Source organism: Amycolatopsis sp. WAC 04182, from assembly GCF_003947465.1.
Classification (GTDB): domain Bacteria; phylum Actinomycetota; class Actinomycetes; order Mycobacteriales; family Pseudonocardiaceae; genus Amycolatopsis.
The window spans coordinates 271,062-291,203 of sequence record NZ_QHJJ01000007.1; the positions used below are offsets into that span (position 1 = coordinate 271,062).

19 protein-coding genes are annotated in these 20,142 nt (G+C 69.7%); 9 read left to right on the forward strand and 10 right to left on the reverse strand.

Going from position 1 to position 20,142, the window contains the following annotated elements; genetic code table 11:
* Nucleotides 1-96 precede the first annotated feature (96 nt).
* The 3 genes from DMH01_RS33395 to DMH01_RS33405 all read right to left on the reverse strand — a co-directional run bounded on the left by DMH01_RS33395 (nucleotide 97) and on the right by DMH01_RS33405 (nucleotide 3,770).
* Nucleotides 97-1,191 carry an acetate/propionate family kinase gene (locus tag DMH01_RS33395; protein ID WP_370323576.1) on the reverse strand — a complete coding sequence of 365 codons (1,095 nt, stop codon included), beginning with the start codon at nucleotides 1,189-1,191 and terminating at the stop codon, nucleotides 97-99.
* Nucleotides 1,188-3,482 carry a phosphoketolase family protein gene (locus tag DMH01_RS33400; RefSeq protein ID WP_125681888.1) on the reverse strand — a complete coding sequence of 765 codons (2,295 nt, stop codon included), beginning with the start codon at nucleotides 3,480-3,482 and terminating at the stop codon, nucleotides 1,188-1,190. Before DMH01_RS33400 ends, DMH01_RS33395 begins: the two co-directional genes overlap by 4 nt.
* Nucleotides 3,483-3,545: 63 nt before the next feature.
* On the reverse strand, nucleotides 3,546-3,770 hold the full coding sequence (locus DMH01_RS33405; protein WP_125681890.1) for a three-helix bundle dimerization domain-containing protein: 225 nt from the start codon (nucleotides 3,768-3,770) through the stop codon (nucleotides 3,546-3,548).
* An 84-nt stretch (nucleotides 3,771-3,854) separates the two neighbouring features.
* On the opposite strand from DMH01_RS33405, the gene DMH01_RS33410 reads away from it, so the two are divergent.
* Genes DMH01_RS33410 through chrA form a run of 3 tightly spaced genes read left to right on the forward strand, consistent with a single transcriptional unit; the run spans nucleotide 3,855 to nucleotide 6,234 of the window.
* Entirely contained in the window at nucleotides 3,855-4,643 is a 789-nt protein-coding gene (locus tag DMH01_RS33410) for an ArsR family transcriptional regulator (RefSeq protein WP_199745727.1), read from the forward strand.
* Complete coding sequence (locus tag DMH01_RS33415) at nucleotides 4,640-5,023, forward strand: VOC family protein (protein WP_125681894.1); 384 nt, start codon at nucleotides 4,640-4,642, stop codon at nucleotides 5,021-5,023. The genes DMH01_RS33410 and DMH01_RS33415 overlap by 4 nt, the downstream gene beginning before the upstream one ends.
* Nucleotides 5,024-5,049: 26 nt before the next feature.
* Nucleotides 5,050-6,234 carry a chromate efflux transporter gene (chrA, locus tag DMH01_RS33420; protein ID WP_125681896.1) on the forward strand — a complete coding sequence of 395 codons (1,185 nt, stop codon included), beginning with the start codon at nucleotides 5,050-5,052 and terminating at the stop codon, nucleotides 6,232-6,234.
* Nucleotides 6,235-6,601: 367 nt separating this feature from the next.
* Here chrA and DMH01_RS33425 read toward each other — a convergent pair whose 3' ends face one another.
* Both DMH01_RS33425 and DMH01_RS33430 read right to left on the reverse strand, forming a co-directional pair.
* Nucleotides 6,602-7,219 (reverse strand): carbonic anhydrase, encoded by a 618-nt coding sequence (locus DMH01_RS33425; RefSeq protein ID WP_125681898.1) that lies wholly within the window; start codon nucleotides 7,217-7,219, stop codon nucleotides 6,602-6,604.
* Between the two features lie 51 nt (nucleotides 7,220-7,270).
* Nucleotides 7,271-7,720 carry a MarR family winged helix-turn-helix transcriptional regulator gene (locus DMH01_RS33430; protein ID WP_233621754.1) on the reverse strand — a complete coding sequence of 150 codons (450 nt, stop codon included), beginning with the start codon at nucleotides 7,718-7,720 and terminating at the stop codon, nucleotides 7,271-7,273.
* A gap of 79 nt (nucleotides 7,721-7,799) precedes the next feature.
* Here DMH01_RS33430 and DMH01_RS33435 point away from each other — a divergent pair, with 79 nt between their 5' ends.
* Nucleotides 7,800-8,264: a cupin domain-containing protein gene (locus DMH01_RS33435; RefSeq protein WP_233621755.1), complete on the forward strand. Its 465-nt coding sequence runs from the start codon at nucleotides 7,800-7,802 to the stop codon at nucleotides 8,262-8,264.
* A 159-nt stretch (nucleotides 8,265-8,423) separates the two neighbouring features.
* Here DMH01_RS33435 and DMH01_RS33440 read toward each other — a convergent pair whose 3' ends face one another.
* A complete protein-coding gene (locus tag DMH01_RS33440) occupies nucleotides 8,424-8,933 on the reverse strand; it encodes a hypothetical protein (protein ID WP_125681903.1) in 510 nt (169 codons plus the stop codon).
* Nucleotides 8,934-9,086: 153 nt separating this feature from the next.
* Between DMH01_RS33440 and DMH01_RS33445 the strand changes: the two genes are divergently transcribed.
* The gene (locus DMH01_RS33445; protein ID WP_125681905.1) at nucleotides 9,087-11,357 is read left to right on the forward strand and encodes a LuxR C-terminal-related transcriptional regulator; all 2,271 of its coding nucleotides are present in this window, start codon (nucleotides 9,087-9,089) and stop codon (nucleotides 11,355-11,357) included.
* A 36-nt stretch (nucleotides 11,358-11,393) separates the two neighbouring features.
* Here the strand turns inward: DMH01_RS33445 and DMH01_RS33450 are convergent, their stop codons facing one another.
* From DMH01_RS33450 to DMH01_RS33460, 3 genes are all read right to left on the reverse strand, one after another.
* A complete protein-coding gene (locus DMH01_RS33450; RefSeq protein WP_125681907.1) occupies nucleotides 11,394-12,254 on the reverse strand; it encodes a dienelactone hydrolase family protein in 861 nt (286 codons plus the stop codon).
* Between the two features lie 188 nt (nucleotides 12,255-12,442).
* A complete protein-coding gene (locus DMH01_RS33455; protein WP_125681909.1) occupies nucleotides 12,443-13,633 on the reverse strand; it encodes an oxygenase MpaB family protein in 1,191 nt (396 codons plus the stop codon).
* Nucleotides 13,634-13,676: 43 nt separating this feature from the next.
* The gene (locus DMH01_RS33460) at nucleotides 13,677-15,221 is read right to left on the reverse strand and encodes an AMP-binding protein (protein WP_125681911.1); all 1,545 of its coding nucleotides are present in this window, start codon (nucleotides 15,219-15,221) and stop codon (nucleotides 13,677-13,679) included.
* Nucleotides 15,222-15,416: 195 nt separating this feature from the next.
* On the opposite strand from DMH01_RS33460, the gene DMH01_RS33465 reads away from it, so the two are divergent.
* Nucleotides 15,417-16,580, forward strand: a complete 1,164-nt coding sequence (locus DMH01_RS33465; protein ID WP_125681913.1) for a TetR/AcrR family transcriptional regulator — start codon at nucleotides 15,417-15,419, stop codon at nucleotides 16,578-16,580.
* Nucleotides 16,581-16,591: 11 nt separating this feature from the next.
* On the opposite strand, the gene DMH01_RS33470 is transcribed toward DMH01_RS33465, so the two are convergent.
* Nucleotides 16,592-17,353, reverse strand: a complete 762-nt coding sequence (locus DMH01_RS33470; protein ID WP_125681915.1) for an IclR family transcriptional regulator — start codon at nucleotides 17,351-17,353, stop codon at nucleotides 16,592-16,594.
* Between the two features lie 55 nt (nucleotides 17,354-17,408).
* Between DMH01_RS33470 and DMH01_RS33475 the strand changes: the two genes are divergently transcribed.
* Genes DMH01_RS33475 through dgoD form a run of 3 tightly spaced genes read left to right on the forward strand, consistent with a single transcriptional unit; the run spans nucleotide 17,409 to nucleotide 20,142 of the window.
* A complete protein-coding gene (locus tag DMH01_RS33475; RefSeq protein ID WP_125681917.1) occupies nucleotides 17,409-18,389 on the forward strand; it encodes a 2-dehydro-3-deoxygalactonokinase in 981 nt (326 codons plus the stop codon).
* A complete protein-coding gene (locus DMH01_RS33480; protein WP_125681919.1) occupies nucleotides 18,386-18,982 on the forward strand; it encodes a 2-dehydro-3-deoxy-6-phosphogalactonate aldolase in 597 nt (198 codons plus the stop codon). The genes DMH01_RS33475 and DMH01_RS33480 overlap by 4 nt, the downstream gene beginning before the upstream one ends.
* Before the next feature lie 11 nt (nucleotides 18,983-18,993).
* Entirely contained in the window at nucleotides 18,994-20,142 is a 1,149-nt protein-coding gene (dgoD, locus tag DMH01_RS33485; protein WP_125681921.1) for a galactonate dehydratase, read from the forward strand.

Consider the following 20,142-nt stretch of genomic DNA (forward strand, 5'->3'; position numbering starts at 1 on the left):
CCTTGTCCCGCCGGAGTGTCGCGAAAGCCACTTTCGAGACGTCTGGTGTCCCGAAAGTGGCTTTCGCGACACCACCGGCAAAGCGGTCCGAGCGGCTCAGGCAGCCGGCCCTGACCCGATGACGGCGGCCGCCGCGGCGGCGAGGGACAGTTCCTCCCGCGACCGCACCGTAAGAACCGGTGTCCGCGCGCCGCGCTCGCTGATCACCGCGTCCCGGGAGCGTTCGCGGGAAAGGCCGCCCTGGATCCCGAGCACGCCGAGGCCGCTCGCGACGGCTTCGGCGACTTCGGGCTGGTCCCAGCCGATGTCTCCGGTGAGCACCAGCGCGTCGATGTGGTCGAGGCTCGCCGCGACGGCCGCGAGCTCGCGCCGGGCGCGGTGTTCGAACACCGCCAGGGCGAACTGTGCCCGGACGTCGCCGGATCGGCTGTCCTCGACCAGGTCCCGTGTGTCGTCCGAGGTGCCGGACAACCCGAGCAGCCCCGAGTGGTGATAGAGGCCGTCTTCGAGCTCGTCCACCGTGACATGCCCCTCGCGCAGGAGCCACAGCAGCATGCCGGGATCGACGCTGCCGGATCGTTTGGCCATCATCGTGCCTTCGAGCGGGGTGAAGCCCATCGACGTGTCGACGCTGCGCCCGCCGGAGACCGCGCAGACCGAGCTGCCGCCGGACAGATGCGCCACCAGGAGGTTCAGCTCGGACGCCGGACGGCCGAGGAGTTCGGCGGCACGCCGTACCGCCCACGCGAACGAGTGCCCGTGGAAACCGTAGCGGCGCAGGTCCCAGCGTTCACGCCAGCGTGCGGGCAGGGGATAGGTCCGCGCGATCTCCGGCAGGCCGCGGTGGAAGGCGGTGTCCGGGCAGACGACGTGCGGCACGTCCGGCAGCAGCCCGGTCAGCCGGTCCAGCAGTGCTTCGGTGTTCGGAACGTGTTGCGGGGCCAGGGATTTCGCCTTCGCGATCGTCTCGCGCACGCGGGAGTCCGCCACCGACGGAGCGACGAGCGCGGGCCCGCCGTGCACGAGCCGGTACGCGACGGCGTCCACCGGCAAACCATCCACAAAGGACTCGACCTCCCCGGTGGCGTCGGCGGGCGGCTTTCCGATCTCCGCCGAATCGACGACGTCCTCTCCGTCGACCACGTGCAGCCGCAGGCTTCCCGAGCCGGGATTGACCGTCAGGATCCTCATGGGCGCCACCGCCATCCGGTGATCTCCGCCGGATCTCGGCCGTCCTGATAGGACTTGGCCAGCACCGCGTCCCGTCGCCGCACGAGGTCACGGGCGAGGTCCCCGCCCGCCGATGCCCAGCCCGCCGCCCGGCGGACGGCGTCGGCGGCGAGGTCGTGGCGGGTCATCCGGTTGCTCGCGAGCAGGTCGAACGGGGTGGTCGTGGTGCCTTCCTCCAGGTAGCCGTGGACATGGAACCGGTCGGTGTCCGGGCGTCCGTGCAGGACCTCGTGCACCGCGGACGGGTAGCCGTGGAAGGCGAACACCACCGGGATCCCCGCTCCGAAGCAGTCGCTGAACGCTTCATCGGACATCCCGTGCGGATGCCTGTCCGGCGGGCAGAGGGAAAGCAGGTCGACCACGTTCACCACGCGCACACGCAGGTCCGGCGCCTCTTCGCGCAGCAGCTGGGCCGCGGCGAGGGTTTCGACGGTCGGAGTCGTCCCGGCACAGGCGAGGACGACGTCGGCGGTGTCTCCGCCGTTGCCCGCCCATGACCAGACCCCGGCGCCTGCCCGGCAGTGCGCACGGGCCTCGTCCGCTGACAGCCATTGCGGCCCGCTCTGCTTGCCGGCGACGACCACGTTGATCAACTCGGTCGAGCCGAGACAGCGGTGCATCGTCTCCAGCAGCGTGTTCGCGTCGGGCGGGAGGTAGATGCGTGACGTGGTGGCCTTCTTGGTCAGCATCTGGTTGATGAACCCGGGACCCTGATGGCTGTAGCCGTTGTGCTCCTGGCGCCAGCCGTCGCTGGTGAGCAGGTAGTTCAAGCTCGCCACCGGGGCGCGCCAGCCGACCTCGCCCGACATCTTGAGGAACTTGGCGTACTGGTTCACCATGCTGTCCACAATGGACACGAAGGCTTCGTAGCAGGGGAACAGGCCGTGGCGTCCGGTGAGCAGGTAGCCCTGCAACCATCCTTGGCACAGGTGCTCCGAAAGTACTTCGTGCACGCGGCCGCGCGGGCCGAGGTGTTCGGTGTACCCGGGAACCTCGCGGTCGAACTGCCGCGGCGTCGCTTCGAGGAGCGCCCCCAGTTTGTTGGACTCCAGTTCGTCCGGGCAGACGACGCGGAACGTGTCCGGCGCGCGCCGGACCAGCTCCGCCAGCCACTCGGCCAGCACTTCGGGAGCGCTGGCGTCGGAGGAGCCGGGTTCGCCGACGGCGACGGCGTACTTCGCGACGTCCGGCAGCGGCAGGTCGCGGCGAAGCCGTCCTCCGTTGGCCTGCGGGACCCGGCCGAGCCGCAGCGCCGGGGAGGGCGGGACTTCCAGGATGTCCGCCGCGGGGACGCCGCGTTCGTCGAAGAGTTCCTCCGGCCGGTAGGAGCGCAGCCAGCTTTCCAGCGCGGCGAGCTCGCGCGGATCGTCCGCGGCGCCGGACAGAGGGACCTGATGGGCGTGGAAGGTGCCTTCGAGCGGCGTCCCGTCCGGCGTGGCGGGCGGCAGGCCCGAACCCTTCGTGTTCCGCAGGACGATCATCGACGGCGTGCCCGTGTCGCGTGCGTATGCCCGGGTCAGGGCCTCGGCCAGCGGTGTGTCCGGATCGTCGCTGTCGCGGACGTCCACCAGGATCGGGCTCCAGCCGCAGCCGGTGAAGTAGGCGACGAGTTCGTCGTCGGACATCGCTTCATAGATCGTCGGTGACGCGATCTTGTAGCCGTTGAGATGCAGGATGGGCAGCACTCTGCCGTCACCCCGGCCGGTGAACTTGGGGCTGTGCCAGGCGGCGGCGGTCGGCCCCGTTTCGGCTTCTCCGTCGCCGACCACGCAGGCGACCAGCAGGCCGGGATCGTCGAACGCGGCCCCGAAGGCGGTCGCGAGGGCGTACCCGAGCTCCCCGCCCTCGTGGATGACGCCGGGGACCTCGGGGGAGAGGTGGCTGGGGAAGCCGCCGGGCCAGGAGAACCGTTTGACGAGTTCGGCTGCTCCGCCTCCGTCGAGGGACAGCCGTGGGTCGTATTCGGCGTGGGTCCCCTCCAGCCACAGGTTGGCGTGGATGGCGGGCGCGCCGTGGCCGGGCCCGGTGACCAGCAGGGTTCGTTGCCCGGTCTCGGAAACGAGGCGATTCAGGCCGGCGTACACGACCGTCAATCCGGGGCAGGTCCCCCAGTGGCCGAGCGGCCTCGGCTTCAGATGTTCGGGCCGCAACGGCTCGCGGAGCAGGACGTTGTCCTTGAGGTGGATCATCGCCGCGGCGAGGTAGTCGCACGCCCGCCGGTATCGCCGTAGCGTCTCTGTTCCGCCAGGCACCGGTACTCCTTCCGAAAGACTTTTCGGAGGGGTACCCGGCGCCGGGCCGTCTAACCGGCTCCCTCAGTGATGAGCCGGGTAACGCGCGCGAAGTTCGTCCGTGGTCTTGCCTTCGGTGAGCTGGAGGAGATACGCGTCCACCGGGGCGTGGGAACTGAGTTCGGTGAAATGCCGGTGGACGATCGCTTCGACCTCCGCGCGGCCGGCGGGGAAGCGTTCGGTCAGCGCGTCGATCAGTTTCTCGAGGTTTTCGTCGCTGGGTGGCAGGTGCGGCGGATCTGCGGTCATGACAACTCCACGATCTCGGGAGACGGCACCGGACGACGATAACGGTCCCCGGGCACCGAGGTCTAGATATATCAACCTGTATTGATGTACCTTCGGGGCGTGGCGACCGTCGAGATGTCCGAACCGCCGCCGTTCGTACGGCTGGCGAGTGATCCGCTGCGCTGGCGGCTGCTGCGCGAGCTGTCCCAGGGCGACCGCCGGGTGCGTGAGCTGGTGGAACTGGTCGGTCAGCCGCAGAACCTGGTGTCCTATCACCTGCGCAAGCTTCGGACCGCGGAGCTGGTCAGGGCGCGGAGAAGCAGTTTCGACGGTCGTGACACCTACTATCACCTCGACCTGGGGCGGTGCGCGGACGCGCTCGCCGAGGCGGGGAACGCGCTGCATCCCGCCCTCGTGCCGAACCCGGCGGACGCGAAGAGGGCCGGTTCCCGGCTCAAAGTGCTGTTCGTGTGCACCGGGAACAGCGGACGGTCGCCGATGGCCGAGGCGCTGCTGCGGCACCGGGCCGGTTCGATGGTCGAGGTCGCCAGCGCGGGCAGCCATCCGAAACCGCTGCATCCGGACGCCGTGCGCGCCATGGCCGAACGCGGCATCGTCCTCGACCATGTTCCGTCCTCTGTGGACAGTCTCCGGAACAGGCGATTCCATTGGGTGATCAGCCTTTGCGACCGGGTCCGCGAGGTCTGCCCGGAGTTTCCCGGGCATCCACGCGTCGTCCATTGGAGCCTGCCGGACCCGGCGAGGGAGATCGACGACGCGGGCGAGACCTACCCGGCGTTCCGGCGTCTCGCCGCCGAACTGGACCGCCGGATCGGTTTCCTGACCGCCCGGCTCGGTGTGAAGAACCTGAACGATGAGGTGAAAAAGGCATGACTTCGGACCTGGTGAGTGTGCGCTACCTGGTCGACGACGTCGAGGCGGCCGTCGAGTTCTACACCGGTCACCTGGGCTTCGCCGTGCGCTCGAGTGTGGTGCCCGCGTTCGCGGACGTGGTGCGCGGGAATCTCCGGCTGCTGCTCAGCGGTCCGGCGAGTTCGGCGGGCCGTCCGATGCCGGACGGGACGAAACCGGCGCCGGGCGGCTGGAACCGCATCCATCTCCTCGTCGACGACATCGACGCCGAAGTCGCCAGGCTGCGTGCGGCTGGTGTCCGGTTCCGCAGTGACGTCGTGACCGGACCAGGCGGCCGTCAGATCGTGTTCGACGACCCGGCGGGCAATCCGGTCGAGCTGTTCCAGCCGGCGGCCCGGTGACGTCGCACGGCGAACAGGAGCCCGCGATGCCGGACGAGTCCACTCAGGACGCTATCGCCGCGCCTGGACTGGGCACCGTCCTGCGGGAATGGGGCCGGATCGGCTGCATCGGTTTCGGCGGCCCGCCCACGCATATCGCCCTGCTCCGCAAGTTGTGCGTGGAGCGCCGGGGCTGGCTGTCGGATCAGGAGTTCGAGGACGCGATCGCCGCCTGCAACCTGCTGCCCGGCCCGGCGTCGACCCAGCTGGCGATCTTCACCGCGTGGCGGGTGCGAGGCCGCGCGGGGGCTCTGGTCGGCGGCGCGGCGTTCATCGTGCCCGGCCTCATCGTGATCTTGGCGCTGGCCGCGCTGTTCCTCACCGGATCGCCGCCCGCGTGGGTCCGTGGCGCCGGTGCGGGAGCGGGTGCTGCGGTCGCCGCCGTCGCGGTGCACGCGGGCGCCGGCCTGATCCCGGCGGGATGGCGGCGCGCGGCCACCACGGGGCGCGTGCGCTGGGCGCTGTACGTCGTCGCGGGGGTCGCGTCGGCCGCCTTGGTCGGTCCGTGGCTGGTGCTCGTCCTGCTGGGCTGCGGCCTGATCGAGCTGACCCTGAACCGCTCACGCCGCGGCGAGTCCACCGCCGCCCTGTTCGCCGTCCCCGTCAAATCCCTGGCCGCCGCGGCCGCGGGCGCCGGCGTGTTCGTGTCGGTGGCGTGGGTGGCGCTCAAGGTCGGGATGCTGTCCTACGGCGGCGGTTTCGTGATCATCCCGCTCATGCAGGACGACGCGGTGAACACCTACCACTGGATGACCGCGGGGGAGTTCCTCAACGCGGTCGCGCTCGGCCAGGTCACGCCGGGTCCGGTGGTGCAGACCGTCGCCGTCGTCGGCTACGCCGCGGCAGGGCTCGCCGGCGGCATCCTTGCCTCACTGGTCGCCTTCGCCCCGTCGTTCCTCTTCATTCTCTTCGGTGCCAAGCACTTCGACCGGCTACGCGGCAACCCGAACGTGCGGGCGTTCCTCGACGGCGCAGGCCCGGCCGCCGTCGGCGCCATCCTCGGCTCGGCGATCCCGCTCGCGCTCAGCCTGACCCAGGCGTGGCAGTACGCCGTCCTCGCCGGTGCCGGGGTCCTGCTGTTCGTGTTACGGCGGGGCGTGGTGACGACGATCCTGGTCGCGGCCGGTGCCGGGACCGTACTCGCGCTGGCGGGAGCGCTCCTGCCCGCTTAGTCCAACCCACGTGTCGCGAAAGCCACTTTCGAGACATCAGACGTCGCGAAAGTGGCTTTCGCGACTCGCTCCGGCCGCGCGACCACTTGCGGGACGCCTGTCTACAAAGGACACTTTGCCGACCTGGCCGCGGCGGACGTTGCGAAAGTGGCTTTCGCAACGTCCGGCGGGACCGTTCGGACGACACGCGTGACTGGACGGACGACACGACCACGGCCGGGCTTCGCCACGAGTCGCTCACGCGTGCACCTGCACTAGGTACTCAAGACACGGTTGGCCCTAACCCTCAGACCGGCCTGATCGGGCGCGGCCCTTCCGGGAGAGGCTTTCGCGACACCTCCGTGTGGAGCCACCGAACGGACAGCGGCTAGCCCAATCCCCGGGTGGTGACGACCCGCGCGTTGCCGTCGGCCAGGTGGTACGAGAGCCCGGCGACGGCGGTCTTCCCGGCCTCGATCTTGTCGGAGAGCAGCCTGGAGCGGTCGACGAGGAGGTCGACGGTGTGTCGGATGTGCTCGTCGATGATGTCGTCGTTGTCGGTGAGCCCGGCGGCCTGGGCGGCGAGGACACTCGGGGTGACCCGCTCGACGACGTCGCGGACGAAGCTGTTGGTGCCGAGTCCGTCGGTCAGCGCCGCGCGGGTCGCGGCGACGGCGCCGCAGGAGTCGTGGCCGAGGACGACGACCAGGGGGCAGTCGAGGATGCTGACGGCGTACTCGATGCTGCCCAGCACCTCCGCGCCGGCGACGTGGCCCGCGGTGCGGACGACGAACAGGTCGCCCAGCCCCCGGTCAAAGATGATCTCGGCGGCCAGCCGCGAGTCGGAACAGCCGAAGAGGACGGCGAAAGGGCTCTGTTCGGGGGCCGTTTCGGCGCGGCGTACCGCGTCCTGGTTCGGGTGTTCCGGGGTGCCGGCGACGAAGCGCCGGTTACCGGTGAGCAGAAGGTCGAAGGCCTCGGAAGGGGTCGGCGGCGCGTCGCTCATGATCGGGACATTACCGGTTGTCGCCAGGACGGGCCGCTCACCGGACACACGTCACAGATCGAGCCGTCCGGAGACGGCGCGCATGGCGCGGCCGACGGCCTGGAGGTCTTCGGGCGCGATCACGTCGACGAAGTGGTCGCGGACGGTGCGGAGGTTGTCCGGCGCCGCGCGCAGCAGGGTCTCGTACCCCTTTTCGGTGAGCCGGGCCCGCACGCCACGGCCGTCGTCGGCGGTCGACTCCCGCCGGACCAGGCCCCTGGTCTCCAGCCCGCCGACGCGGTGCGACAGCCGGCTGCGCGAGTAGTACGCCGATTTCGCGAGGTCCGCCATGCGCATCGACCGGCCGGGGGCTTCGGACAGCCGCACCAGGAGTTCGAACTCGGCCAGGGAAAGGCCGTGCTCCTCGCGCAGCCGCCGGTCGAGCAGGTCGATGAAGCGCACGGAGCCTTCGATGAACGCCCGCCAGTCGCGCTGCTGTTCCGGGTCGAGCCAGTCGGTCACGGCACACACCGTAACAGTTGACGGCTTCAACCACTTCGGTCTAGTTTTGGTTGAAGACTTCAACTAGATGGGGAACGCGATGACGAACGAAGCCTGGGTGATGCAGGAGAAGGACGCGGAGGTCATCGAGAAGCCCGCGTTGTGGTTGCTGGCCGACGGCGAGCATGCGGGCGGTTTTCTCGGTGCCAACCGATTGTCGCTTCGAGCCGGGGAGCCCGGCACGAAACCGCACTACCACGAGAAATCCGCGGAAGCCTTCTACGTGCTGGACGGAGCGCTGCGCATGCTGGTGGGCGAGGAAACGGTCACGGTCGAGCGAGGTGGTTACGTCGTGATCCCGCCGGGTGTGCGGCACGCGTTCGCCGCGCCGCCGGAGCGGGCCGCGGACGTCCTCATCACGCTGGCGCCGGGTGTCGACCGGTTCGGCTATTTCCGCGTGCTGCCTGAGATCCTGCGCGGGAACGTCGCGCCGGAGGAGGTCGAGCGCCTGCACGAGCGGTACGACGTCCACTTCGTCGACGCGCCGGAGTGGGACGCGGCCTAGGCCGTGTCCTGCAAGTCTGTTCGCGGTCTCCGCGCCCAGGCGGCCCCTGACGGCACGGGCGGGTGCGGCCGAGTACGACCCGGTACGAGGCCGACCCGCCCGCACCGTCAGGAGCCACCTGGATCACGAAGCCCATCGAACAGACTTGCAGGACACGGCCTAGCCGCTACCGAGCCGCCGGGTTGCCTCTTCGTCGATGCTGACCCTCTTGACCGAGCCGACGCCGCCCGATCCGGCCAGCACCATCGCGACGAGCAGGAGGGGGAACAGCAGGGTGCGCACGAGCATGGCCCAGCAGGCCGCCGCGCCGATCCGCCCGCCGTCCTTGACCCGGACGAGCCGGGTCCCGGTGAGCGCGGCGCCGACAACGCGGCCGTTGCCGAAGAACAGGCCGTAGAGCACCGGGGCACCGATCAGCAGGCCGAGCATGGTCAGCAGGGCCGCGCTGTCGGGGAGCACGCTGTTCCGGGTGGCGACCGCGAAAACCACGAAACCGGCTGCCGCGCCCAGCAGGTAGACGGCGAAGTCCACCAACCAGGCCAGCAACTCGGCCCACCCGCCCGCCGAGACGTAAAGGGTCCCGTTGTCGAACGTGCTGAGCCGTTTCGCGACCTTCGGGCCGAGCGTGCGTTCGACCTGCTCCCTGGCGACGGCCAGCCGGTCGGTCATGGACTGTCCCACCTGTCTCTCAGCCGTCGCTCCCCGCGCGGTCACCGGTCCGGGGGATTATGCGGCGGGGTCCCGGCTGTGGTGCGAACAGCCCACACTTCCCGGCGGGCATGCTTCGATGGGAGATCGACGGTTCGGCGGGTGATGAGGGACATGACGAGCGACAGCGAGGTCCGGCGGCGGCCCCTGACGAGTTACGTCAGCCGTGCGGAAGACGAGAACGAGGTCCGGCGGCTGCTCGGGGTGGGTCGCCTGGTGACCTTGACGGGCGCCGGCGGGGTGGGCAAGACCCGGTTGGCCGCCCAGGTGGCCAGTTCGCTCACCCGGGACTTCCCCGGCGGCGTGGCGGTCGCCGGGCTGGGGGAGTTGCGGGACGAACGGCTCGTCCCGCGTGCGGTCGCCGACAGCCTCGGCCTGCACGACACGGCGGGGCACACCGACCTGGCCGCCGTCGTCGCGTATCTGCGTCCCCGGCGCTCGTTGCTGTTGCTGGACAACTGCGAGCATCTCCGCGACGGCAGCGTGGACCTGGTGACGGCTTTGCTGCGCGACTGCCGGGATCTCGTGGTCCTGGCCACCAGCCGCTCCTCGCTGGGGCTCGCCGGTGAGCAGGTCCTGACGATCCCGCCGTTGGCCGTGCCCGACGACGAGGTCGGCACACCCGAAGCGGCGCTGACGTTCGGCGCGGTACGGCTCTTCGCGGAGCGTGCCGCCAACGTCCTGCCCGCGTTCGAGGTCACCGAAGGCAATGTCGCGGACGTCGTGCGTCTCTGTCGTGGCCTCGACGGCCTGCCGCTGGCGATCGAACTGGCGGCGGCCCGGATCCGTGTCCTGTCGCCGTCGCAGATCGCCGATCGGGTCGAGACGAATTCGGGGGTGCTGGCGAGCGGCCTCCGGATGCCCGTCGAGCGGCATCGGACGCTGCGCGCCACCATCGAGTGGAGTCACTCCCTCTGCACCGACAACGAGCGGATCGTCTGGGCGCGCTGTTCGGTGTTCGCCGGGCAGTTCGACCTGTCCGGCGTCGAGGCCGTCTGTGCCGAGGACGGCGGGCTGGACTCTCTGGCCGTACTGGACGCGGTGGACGGTTTGGTCGACAAGTCGGTGCTGGCCAGGATCGACGGCACGGACAGGGTCCACTACCGGATGCTCCGGCTCCTCCGCGAATACGGCGGACGGCAGCTCGCCGCTTCCGGCGACGAGTTCGCCGTGGCGAGGAAGCACCGCGACCACTATGCCCGGCTCATCGCCCAGGCCGCCGACGCCTGGTTCGGGCCGGGGCAGGACGAGACGGACGACCGGCTGACGGCCGCCCACGCCGACATCCGGGAAGCGTTGTCGTGGTCACTTCGCACCCACGGTGAAAGCCCGGTGGCGCTGGAGATGGCCACCGGCACGATCGAATACTGGGTGGCCCGCGGCGCGGCATGGGAACTGCGGGACTGGATCGATCGCGCGCTCGACGCGGCGCCGCCGGAGACCCCGGGCCGGGCCAGGGGGCTGGCGATCGCGGCCCTGTGCGCCGCGCTGCACGCGGATCTGCCGCGCGCCCGGCGGCGGCTGGCCGCCGCCGAGGCGATCGAGGACGAAGACGCGGCGCCCTACATCGCCCACGCGAGCGCCTTCGTGAGAATGCTGGCGACCGAACCGAACACCATGGTCCGTGCGGCGGAGGCCGTGCGGATCTTCGGCGAGCGCGGCGACGTACGGCGGCAGATGCACCCGATGTTCATCCAGGGGGTCGCGCTGGCCTACCGGGGTGATCTCCCGGGAGCGCGGGCGTTGCTGAGTTCGATGCGCCGTCTGTGCGAGGAAGCGGGGGAGTACCGGTACCGCTCCATGGCCCTGTTCGGGCTGGGGGTCGCCGAGGTCTGTTTCGGAGGAGACCTCGACGAAGGGGAACGCTGCATGCGTGCCGCGCTGGAGATCGACCTCCGCGCTTCCGACGTGCTGTCCGCGGCCTACCGGGTGGACGGCCTGGCCTGGGTCGCCGCGCGGCGCGAGGACTGGATCCACGCGGCGGAGTTGTTCGGGACCGCCGCCACGCTCTGGGACCGCTGCAGCGCCGAGCCCGACGTGGCGGTCACCATGAGCCACCGGATGTTCCACAAGGCCACCCGGGATGCCTTGGGGGAGGCGCGGTTCGACGCCGCGTTCGCCGAGGGACGGCGGCGGAACCCGCATGAAGCCCTGCACGGCCCGTCGTCCGTGCCCGTCGGCGAACCGGCCGTGCTCGCGCCGCTGACACCCCGCGAATCGGAGATCGCGCGGCTCGTCGCGGCGGGCCTGAGCAACCGGGAGATCGCGGCGAGGCTGGTCATCGCCCGGCGCACGGTGGAGACGCATCTGCAGCACATTTCGCACAAGCTCGACTTCGTCAACCGGACCCAGCTGGCCGTCTGGGTCGAGCAGCGGCCGCTGTGACCTTCGGGGAGCACAGCGGCCGCGGGACGCCCAGCGTCAGTCGATCGGGCAGGTTCCTTGGTACACGGCGATCTTCGGGTCGTTCGCCGGAAGCGGGCACAGGAACTGGTCGTACCTGGTGTCCTCGTCCACGAAGCGTTTCAGCCACGAAAGGCTGTACTTCGCGATGGTCACGTTCGGGTTCGTCGGCGCCATGTGGCCGGCCCCGGCCAGCAGCATGTACGCCTTGTCCAGCGACGCGGGAAGGCTTTGGTAGAACGGCCGGGAATGGGAGCCGTCCGGGGCGATGAAGTCGTTCTGGGCACTGACGACGAAGGTGGGGACCTTCAGGTCCGAGAACGTCGTGTTCGGATTCCAGCCCGTCAGCGGGATGGCCGCCTTCAACGTCGGTGCCTTCTGGGACGCGATCAACGCTCCGCCGCCGCCCATCGAATGCCCCATGACAGCCAGCCGGTTCGGGTCGACGCGGCTCTTGGCCTGACTCGAATCGGTGACGTAACGCAGCGCCGCGAGCAGTTGGTCGGAACGCTTGTCAGGGGTGTCCCAGGCGCTGTTGGTCGAGAACGTGATGACGACGAAACCCTGGGACGCCAGCCGCGGGCCGTACCAGGAGATCGCCGCCTCCGACTCCAGGAAACCGGGCGCGATCGCGATCGCGCCGAACGTGCCCTGGCCGGTGGCGGTCGGATAGTGGATCGTCCCACCCCCGAAACCCTGCCCGGCGGGGACTTTCTCGGTGGCGGTCTGGAACGAGCCGCGATCCGCTTCGATACTCGCTTTCGTCGGCGCCGGGCCGCGGGCATAAGGACTCTCTTCGGCGGCGGCCGGTACCGCGGCCACGACAAGTGCGGTCACCGCACTGAGAATCGCGGCGCCCCACTGTGATCCACGCTTCATCGCGCATGTCCTCTCGGGAGAACCGTTCCGAGGCCGGAACGGATTCCCAGATATAGCGGGACTCCGGTGGGACGCGCGTCGTGGAAACTACTGAGGCGCGGAAAATTGTCATGTGGAGGAGGGTTTGGGGCTCGTGAGTGGTAAGGACGGTTAGAACCGTCCTTACCACTCACGAGGCGACAGCGCGGTCAGGCGCCCGGCCGGTTCCCGGTGGGGATCGTGATGGGGGTGGTCGTCGGCGAGGTGCCCTTGTTGAGGAACAACATCGCCAGCGCGCGCACCAGCTGGTCGAACATGAAGAAGCCGGCGGGCATGACGGGGATCAGCCCCTCACGGAAGGCGATGTAGGCGGGCCACGCGGTGCGGATGAGGGCGGCGGACGCGTAGTCGCGGCGCAGTCCGAGCCAGTCGCCGATCGCGTCGCTCAGCACGTAGCGCACGAATTCGTTGAGGAATCCGCGAGTGACGCCCAGATCGATCTGCGCGGTCAGCCCGAGCAGGTCTTCGGCGAGCTCTTTCCCTTCGTGCGACGGGGAAAGGATCGGGGTGAGCACCTGCGCCGACTGCGCGTGCGCGGCGGCCCACGTCTTCGGGATGAACTCCTCCCGTACGCCGAGCAGGTGGATGGCGACCTGCCACATGTGGAGGAAGGCCTCTTCGTCGGCGGCCGACATCGGGACCTTCCACTCGCGCAGCTTCCGGTGCACGTAGGTGCCGAGGCTGTGGAAGGTGACCAGGATGTCGCCGTTGCTGATCGGGATCCGCTCGTCCGCGACGGCCTTCCAGTGCGCCGACTGCGGCAGCAGATGCCGCACCGCGGCGTGCACGAGCCGGGTCTTGTTGGCGGTGACCACGAACTGGCCGTCGGGCTCGAAAGCGTTCAGATCGCTCAGGTCGTAGCCGAAGGTGAACGTCTTGGCCGCGCGGTCCTGCATGTCCGCCCCGCCGGCGGACCAGTAGACCGATTTGGCCTCACGCGGGATGACGGTGCTCATGATGCCGCTGCCGAGCCCGTACAGCATGAACAGGTAGGTGTCCTTGCGCCGGTTGAAATCGGCCGCTCGGCGCAGCTTCGCGGGGTCGGCCCAGGACGGGAGCTTGTGGACGCGCTGGAGGTAGCCGGCAAGATCGGCGGGCAGGCCGCCGGGCAGCGGATCGTTGTTGTCCACCCAGGAGCCCATCGCGGTGTTGACCGCCGGAACCTGGCCCGCCTCAAGGATCCTCGCCATGATGCGGTCGATTTCGTCGTCCCAGACCCACCACGGGTCGGCGGCCGAACCGGCCTGCGTCGCACCCCAGGCCGGTGCGACGCTCGCCGCGCCGACCAGCCCCAAGGCGACACCGAGGGACAGGACATTCCTCCTGCTGAGATCGCTCATTTACTGACCTAACTTCCTTGGTAGGCATCCGATGAGTGATTCGCTAGTGCTGTGCGCGTTTCCCGTCCAGGTCGCGGAGCGAACCCTTGACCACTTTCCCGCCCGCGTTGCGCGGGAGTTCGGGGAGCACGACGAGATCCTTGGGCATCTTGAAGGACGCGAGCCTGCCGTCGAGGAATCCGACCAGGTCCGCCAAGGACGGTGCGGCGTCCGGCGGGGTGGTGACGAACGCGACCGGCACCTGTCCCCAGCGCTCGTCGGGACGGCCGATCACGGCGACCTCAAGTACCGACGGATGCGCGGAGATCGCGTTCTCCACTTCGGCGCAGTAGATGTTCTCGCCGCCGCTGATGATCATGTCCTTCTTGCGGTCGACCACCCAGATGAAGCCGTCTTCGTCCTGGGAGACCAGATCGCCGGAGTGGAACCAGCCACCGGCAAAGGCTTCCGCGGTCTCCTGAGGTTTCTTCCAGTACCCCTTGGTCACCGTGGGACCGCGATAGACGATCTCCCCCACCTCGCCCGGTGCGACGTCGTTCATGTCGTCGTCCACGACGCGGTACTGGAGGGTCGGGATCGGTTTGCCGACGGAGCCGAGCTTGCGCGTCGAGTCCTCGCCGCTGAGGACGCACGTGATCGGGGAGGTCTCGGTCTGGCCGAACACGGCCACGTTGAGGGCGCCGGGGAATTTCTCGGCCATGGCGAGGAGCGTCGCCCTGGACGCGGGAGCCGCGCCCCAGCTGATGATCCGCAGTTTCAGGTCACGTTCGGCGATATCCGGCTGGGCGCAGATCAGGTCCCATTGCTGGGGAACGTTGAACACCACGGTGGCGCCTTCGCGTTCGTAGGCGTCGAGCACCGCGCGCGGATCGAAGGCGCCCAGTGGGTGGATCACGACCACGCCGCCGACCAGAAAGTTCGCCACGATCGACCCCAGCCCCGCGATGTGGAAGAAGGGCGCGGTCAGGAACGCGACGTCGGTGTCGTCGAAGATCTTCATCGCCCGGATGCAGGTGATCGCCTGCATCTGCAGGTTGCGATGGGAGAGCATCACCCCTTTCGGTCTGCCGGTGGTGCCCGAGGTGTACATGATCAGCGCCGTCGACTCCTCGCTGACGTCGGGCAGCTCCAGCGGTTCGTGCGCGGTCAGGAGTTCCTCGTAGGACTCACCGATGACGAGCACCGTCCCGATCGACGCGGCGTTCGGCGCGGCTTCGAGCAGGGGTAGAAGCCGCTCGTCGACGACGATGGCGGACGGCGCGCAGTCGGCCAGGATGTAGTCGAGTTCCGTCGGCGCGAGCCGGAAGCTGAGCGGGACGGCCATGGCGCCGAGGCTGTTCGCGGCGAACACCGTTTCCACGAACCACGGGTGATTCAGCGTCAGCGTGGCCACCCGATGGCCTTCGGCGACACCTCGTGCGGCGAGACCGGCGGCCAACCGCAAGGACCGCCGGGAGAGCTCCGCCCAGGTGGTCGTCTCCCCGAGGTACCGCAGGGCGGGTTCGTCCGGTCGCATCATCGCGTGCGTCGCCGCGTGCGCCATCCAGTGATGCCGGAAGGACGAGGCGGGGGCCGAAGCGGTCGACATGGCCATCCTCAGGTATCGGAGCGGACTGGTCGCGAAGCCAGTATGCATGCCAAACCGCCGGTTGAGAACCCATAAGTTAATCGGGAATCACATCAGGCCACGAGGCTGGCCGGACATTTCCCGTGGTGGTGATCCGGTTCGTGGTTGACTTCCCCGCATGGCCCCGTTCCCGTCCGCAGCCGCTCGGAACCCGCGATGAGTGCCGACTCGACCGCGGCCGTCCGGCCCCGGAACCGCAAGCAGACGATCGTCGACGCGGCCGGGCGGATCTTCAGCGAACACGGCTACCACGCGGCGTCGATGGAGGAGATCGCCGCCGACGTGGGCATCACCGCGGCGGCCCTCTACCGGCACTTCCCGAACAAGTACGCGCTGTTCGCCGCGTGCGCGAACGTCATGGCCGACCGGCTCGCCGCCACCCTCGACGAGGTCGCGCCCGGCGCGCCGCTGGCGGACGTGCTCGCCGCCGTCACGCGGGGCACCGTCACCCATCGCGCGTCGAGCGGCCTGTACCGCTGGGAATCCCGGTACCTCGACCGCGAAGACCGGCACTCGCTCGCGCTGAAGTTCGGGCAGGTCGTGGACCGGATGACCGAAGCGGTGCGGCGGGAGTACCCGCTCCCCGACGCTGGCCTGCGGGCCGTGGCCGCGCTCGGCGTGATCGGGTCCATCACGATGCACCGCACGTCGATCGCCCAGCGCCGGGTCGAAGAGGTGCTGGTGGAGTCGGCGCTGCGGGTGGCCGCGACCGACCCGGCGACGGGCGGCGCGGGCACGCACGCCGTCGAGCTGCCGTCCGATCCGGTGTCGCGCACCAGGCGGTCGGAGATCATCGCGGCCGCCATCCCGTTGTTCGAGCAGGACGGGTTCGCCAACGTCACGAACGGCCGGATCGCCGAGGCGGTGGGGCTGGTGCCGTCCGCGCTCTACCGGTATTTCCCCGGCAAGGCCGACATTCTCGCCGCAGCCTGTCTCCAGGCAGCGGGGATTCTGGCCCAGGCGGTGGAACAGAACCTTCGCGGTGTCGACGACCCGCGCCACGCCCTGCTCGCACTGGCACGGACGTATGTGGCGTACAGCTTCGAGCACACCGCGCTCACGAGCGTCGCCAACGCCGAACTGGCGGGCCTCCCCGCGGCTCTGCAGCGGCCCTTGGTCGGCGCGCAGCGCGAGCACATCGCCGTCTGGGAACGGGAATTGCGGGCGGCGCGGCCGGAACTCGGCCAGCGTCAGGCGAGGGTGCTCGTGCACGCGGGTTTCGGGGTTGTGGTCGAAGCGGGCCGGAAGCTGCGGTGGGAAGACGTCCCCGCGAATCGTGACGCGGTGAGCGCGTTGCTCGTGGGCGCCTTGGGCGTGTGACGAACCGGTTCCTAGGGTTCGCGGTGGCCGAGCCCGGCGGAGACCTGACGCGCGGCACGGCCGACGACGCGGTTCAGGCCGCGCATCCGGGCGGCGGGCATGTACGGCCGGGTCGCCGAAACACTGATGGCGCCGGCGATCGCGCCGGTGGCGTCCCGGATCGGCGCCGCGACACAACGGATTCCCGGTTCGTTGTCCTCCAGGTCCATCGCCACCCCGGACTCCGCGTACTCGCGCATGCGCGCCAGGAACGCGTCGACGTCCTCCGGGCGCACCCGGCCGGGTTCCGCCGGTGTCTCGGCCAGGTACAGCTGCCGCCACTCGGGCGCGGAGTCCAGCAGCAGCGCCATGCCGACACCGGTGCGGGTCAACGGCATCCGGTGCCCGATGCGGGAGCGCATCTCCGCGCCTCGTGAACCCGGCAGCTTGTCCAGGTACAGCACGGAATCCCCGTCGCGGACGGCCAGGTGCACCGTGTCCCGCAACTGGTCGGCCAGCTCCTCCAGCACCGGGCGGGCGACCACCGGAAGCGGACTTCCGTGCAGGGCTTGGAAACCCAGTTCGATCAGGGTGGGCCCGAGCGTGTAGCCGTCCCGCCCGCTGCGCAGATAGCCCTCGCTGACCAGCAGCTGGACCAGTCGATGCGCGGTACTGCGGCCCAGGCCGGTGTGGTCGACCAGCGTGCGGAGGTCGGTGGCGCCGTTCGCGACCGCGCGGATCACCGTGAGGCCGCGGGCGAGGGTCTGGGTGCCGGGCGGTGCCGTTTCGGACATACCCGGATCCTACATATAGGGACGGCAATCGCATTATCGGGAACGCGACCGCACGATGTCGCTCGTGACGGACACTGAACCCGCCTTGATCGCGCTCGACTGGGGGACCTCCGGTCAGCGCGCCTGGCTGCTCGGCAGGGACGGCGAGATCCTGGCCGCCCGCGACGCCGGGCGCGGACTGCTCACCACGACCGAGGACGTGGACCTCCGGGACCCGCGAGCCAGGGCGGCCGCCTACGAGTCGGCCTTCCGGCAGACCTGCGGCGACTGGCTGACGGCCTACCCCGGGCTTCCCGCGCTCGCGTCCGGGATGGTGGGCAGCGCGCAGGGCTGGACCGACTCCGGCTATCGCACCGTCCCGGCGCCGCTCGACTTCCCTTCGCTCGTCCCGGTCTCCCATCGCGACGGCGTGCTCCATCTCGTGCCGGGACTGCGGATCCCGTCCGGCGAGAACCCGGGCGACGTCGTCCGCGGCGAGGAAACGCAACTCGTCGGCGCGCTCGAGGCGCTCGGGCACCCTCGCGGACCGCTCACCGTGGTGCTTCCCGGGACGCACAGCAAATGGGTCCGCGTCGAGGACGGGCTCGTCACCGGCTTCACCACCGCGATGACCGGCGAACTGTACGGATTGCTGATGGCGCACGGCATCCTCGCCCGTACGGCCGCCGATCCGGTCGCCGACGACGCCGCCTTCTCGCGGGGCTTGGTCGCCGGACAACGCTCACGCGGGCTCGCCACCGAGGCGTTCGGCGCCCGCCCGCTCGTGCTCGACGGCGTACTGGAACCGGCGTCGCTGCCCGACTACCTCTCCGGCGTCCTGATCGCCGACGAGGTCTCGCACCTGCTGCGGGACTCGGACGACCACGTCGTGCTCTGCGGAGCCGGCGCACTCTGCCGTCGTTATGCCGCCGCCCTCGCCGAAAGGGGAGTGGAGGCCACCGTGCTTTCCGAGGAGATCACCGCCCGGGGGCTGTGGCGTATCGCGACGGCCGCCGGACTGCTCGAAGACCGTCTCGAAAGGACACTGAAGCCGTGACCGGTTTGATCGCGATCCTGCGCGGAGTGACCCCGGCCGAGGTCGTCGGCATCGGCCGGGCGCTCGTCGACGCGGGATTCCCCGCCATCGAGGTGCCACTGAACTCGCCGGAGCCGTTCGAAAGCGTCCGCCTGCTCGCGGACGCGTTCGGCGGAGGGTGCGAGATCGGCGCGGGCACCGTGCTCACCACCAAAGACGTCGGCCGGGCGCGGGCGGCCGGGGCGCGGATGATCGTGGCGCCCAACACCGATCCCGCGGTGATCTCCGCCGCCGTGGCCGAGGGGATGACGCCGTATCCCGGCGTGGCCACACCCACCGAGGCCTTCGCCGCGGTGGCCGCGGGCGCCCGGAATCTCAAGCTGTTCCCCGCCGGCGCAGTCGGGATCGGGGGCATGAAGGCGTGGCGCGCCGTGTTGCCGCGCGAGGTCGGGCTACTGCCGGTCGGCGGGGTCGACGAAACGAACCTGGCGGACTGGGCCGCCGCCGGGGCGGCCGGGGCGGGGCTGGGTTCCTGCCTCTACCGGCCGGGTGACGGCGCGGACGCGGTCGGCGTCCGTGCTCGCGAATTTTCCAGGATCTGGCACCAGGACTAAGGAAGAAACCCATGAAGATCGTGTCAATGACGACATATCAGGTGCCGCCGCGCTGGTCGTTCCTGAAGATCGAAACCGACGAGGGCGTCACCGGCTGGGGCGAACCGGTCCTGGAGGGCCGGGCCGCTTCGGTGGCCGCCACCGTGGAGGAACTTTCCGATTACCTGATCGGCAAGGATCCTTCGCAGATCGAGGATCTGTGGACGGTCCTCTATCGCGGCGGGTTCTATCGCGGTGGTGGCATCCACATGAGCGCGCTGGCCGGGATCGACCAGGCCCTGTGGGACATCAAGGGCAAGGCGCTCGGTGTGCCGGTCCACGAACTGCTCGGCGGCCGGGTGCGCGACCGGATCAAGGTGTACTCGTGGATCGGTGGCGACCGGCCCGCCGAGACCGCCCGCGCCGCGCGCGAGGTGGTGGATCGCGGATTCAGCGCGGTGAAGATGAACGGCACCGAGGAACTGTCCTATCTGGACACCTGGGACAAGGTCGACCGCTGTGTGGCCAATGTGGACGCCGTGCGCCAGGCGGTGGGCCCGAACATCGGCATCGGGGTGGACTTCCACGGCCGCGTGCACAAGCCGATGGCCAAGGTCCTGCTGCGTGAACTGGAACCGTACCGGCTGATGTTCGTCGAGGAACCGGTGCTGTCCGAGCACGTCGACGGGTTCGCGGAGGTCCTCCGCAACTCGCCGATTCCCATCGCGCTCGGCGAACGGCTGTATTCGAGGTGGGATTTCAAGGCGGTCCTGGCCTCGGGCGCCGTCGACATCATCCAGCCGGACCCGTCGCACTGCGGCGGCATCACCGAAGCGCGGAAGATCGCGCACATGGCGGAGGCCTACGACGTCGGCCTGGCGCTGCACTGCCCGCTCGGCCCGATCGCGCTGGCGGCCTGCCTGCAGATCGACGCGGGCTGCTACAACGCGACGATCCAGGAACAGAGCCTCGGCATCCACTACAACACCAGCAACGATCTCCTCGACTACCTGGCGGATCCGTCGGTGTTCGCCTACGACGACGGACAGGTCGCCATCCCCGGTGGTCCGGGGCTGGGCATCGAGATCAACGAGGAGTACGTCGCCGAACGCGCGGCCGAGGGACATCGCTGGCGGAATCCGGTGTGGCGGCACACCGACGGCTCCTTCGCGGAATGGTGA

What these genes read in the sequence shown, in the direction of transcription:
- DMH01_RS33395 (WP_370323576.1), bottom strand. Translation starts at nt 1,191, where the DNA reads ATGAGGATCCTGACGGTCAATCCCGGCTCGGGAAGCCTGCGGCTGCAC.
- DMH01_RS33405 (WP_125681890.1), bottom strand. Translation starts at nt 3,770, where the DNA reads ATGACCGCAGATCCGCCGCACCTGCCACCCAGCGACGAAAACCTCGAG.
- DMH01_RS33410 (WP_199745727.1), top strand. Translation starts at nt 3,855, where the DNA reads ATGTACCTTCGGGGCGTGGCGACCGTCGAGATGTCCGAACCGCCGCCG.
- DMH01_RS33415 (WP_125681894.1), top strand. Translation starts at nt 4,640, where the DNA reads ATGACTTCGGACCTGGTGAGTGTGCGCTACCTGGTCGACGACGTCGAG.
- chrA (WP_125681896.1), top strand. Translation starts at nt 5,050, where the DNA reads ATGCCGGACGAGTCCACTCAGGACGCTATCGCCGCGCCTGGACTGGGC.
- DMH01_RS33425 (WP_125681898.1), bottom strand. Translation starts at nt 7,219, where the DNA reads ATGAGCGACGCGCCGCCGACCCCTTCCGAGGCCTTCGACCTTCTGCTC.
- DMH01_RS33435 (WP_233621755.1), top strand. Translation starts at nt 7,800, where the DNA reads ATGACGAACGAAGCCTGGGTGATGCAGGAGAAGGACGCGGAGGTCATC.
- DMH01_RS33440 (WP_125681903.1), bottom strand. Translation starts at nt 8,933, where the DNA reads ATGACCGACCGGCTGGCCGTCGCCAGGGAGCAGGTCGAACGCACGCTC.
- DMH01_RS33445 (WP_125681905.1), top strand. Translation starts at nt 9,087, where the DNA reads ATGACGAGCGACAGCGAGGTCCGGCGGCGGCCCCTGACGAGTTACGTC.
- DMH01_RS33450 (WP_125681907.1), bottom strand. Translation starts at nt 12,254, where the DNA reads ATGAAGCGTGGATCACAGTGGGGCGCCGCGATTCTCAGTGCGGTGACC.
- DMH01_RS33455 (WP_125681909.1), bottom strand. Translation starts at nt 13,633, where the DNA reads ATGAGCGATCTCAGCAGGAGGAATGTCCTGTCCCTCGGTGTCGCCTTG.
- DMH01_RS33460 (WP_125681911.1), bottom strand. Translation starts at nt 15,221, where the DNA reads ATGTCGACCGCTTCGGCCCCCGCCTCGTCCTTCCGGCATCACTGGATG.
- DMH01_RS33465 (WP_125681913.1), top strand. Translation starts at nt 15,417, where the DNA reads ATGAGTGCCGACTCGACCGCGGCCGTCCGGCCCCGGAACCGCAAGCAG.
- DMH01_RS33470 (WP_125681915.1), bottom strand. Translation starts at nt 17,353, where the DNA reads ATGTCCGAAACGGCACCGCCCGGCACCCAGACCCTCGCCCGCGGCCTC.
- DMH01_RS33475 (WP_125681917.1), top strand. Translation starts at nt 17,409, where the DNA reads ATGTCGCTCGTGACGGACACTGAACCCGCCTTGATCGCGCTCGACTGG.
- dgoD (WP_125681921.1), top strand. Translation starts at nt 18,994, where the DNA reads ATGAAGATCGTGTCAATGACGACATATCAGGTGCCGCCGCGCTGGTCG.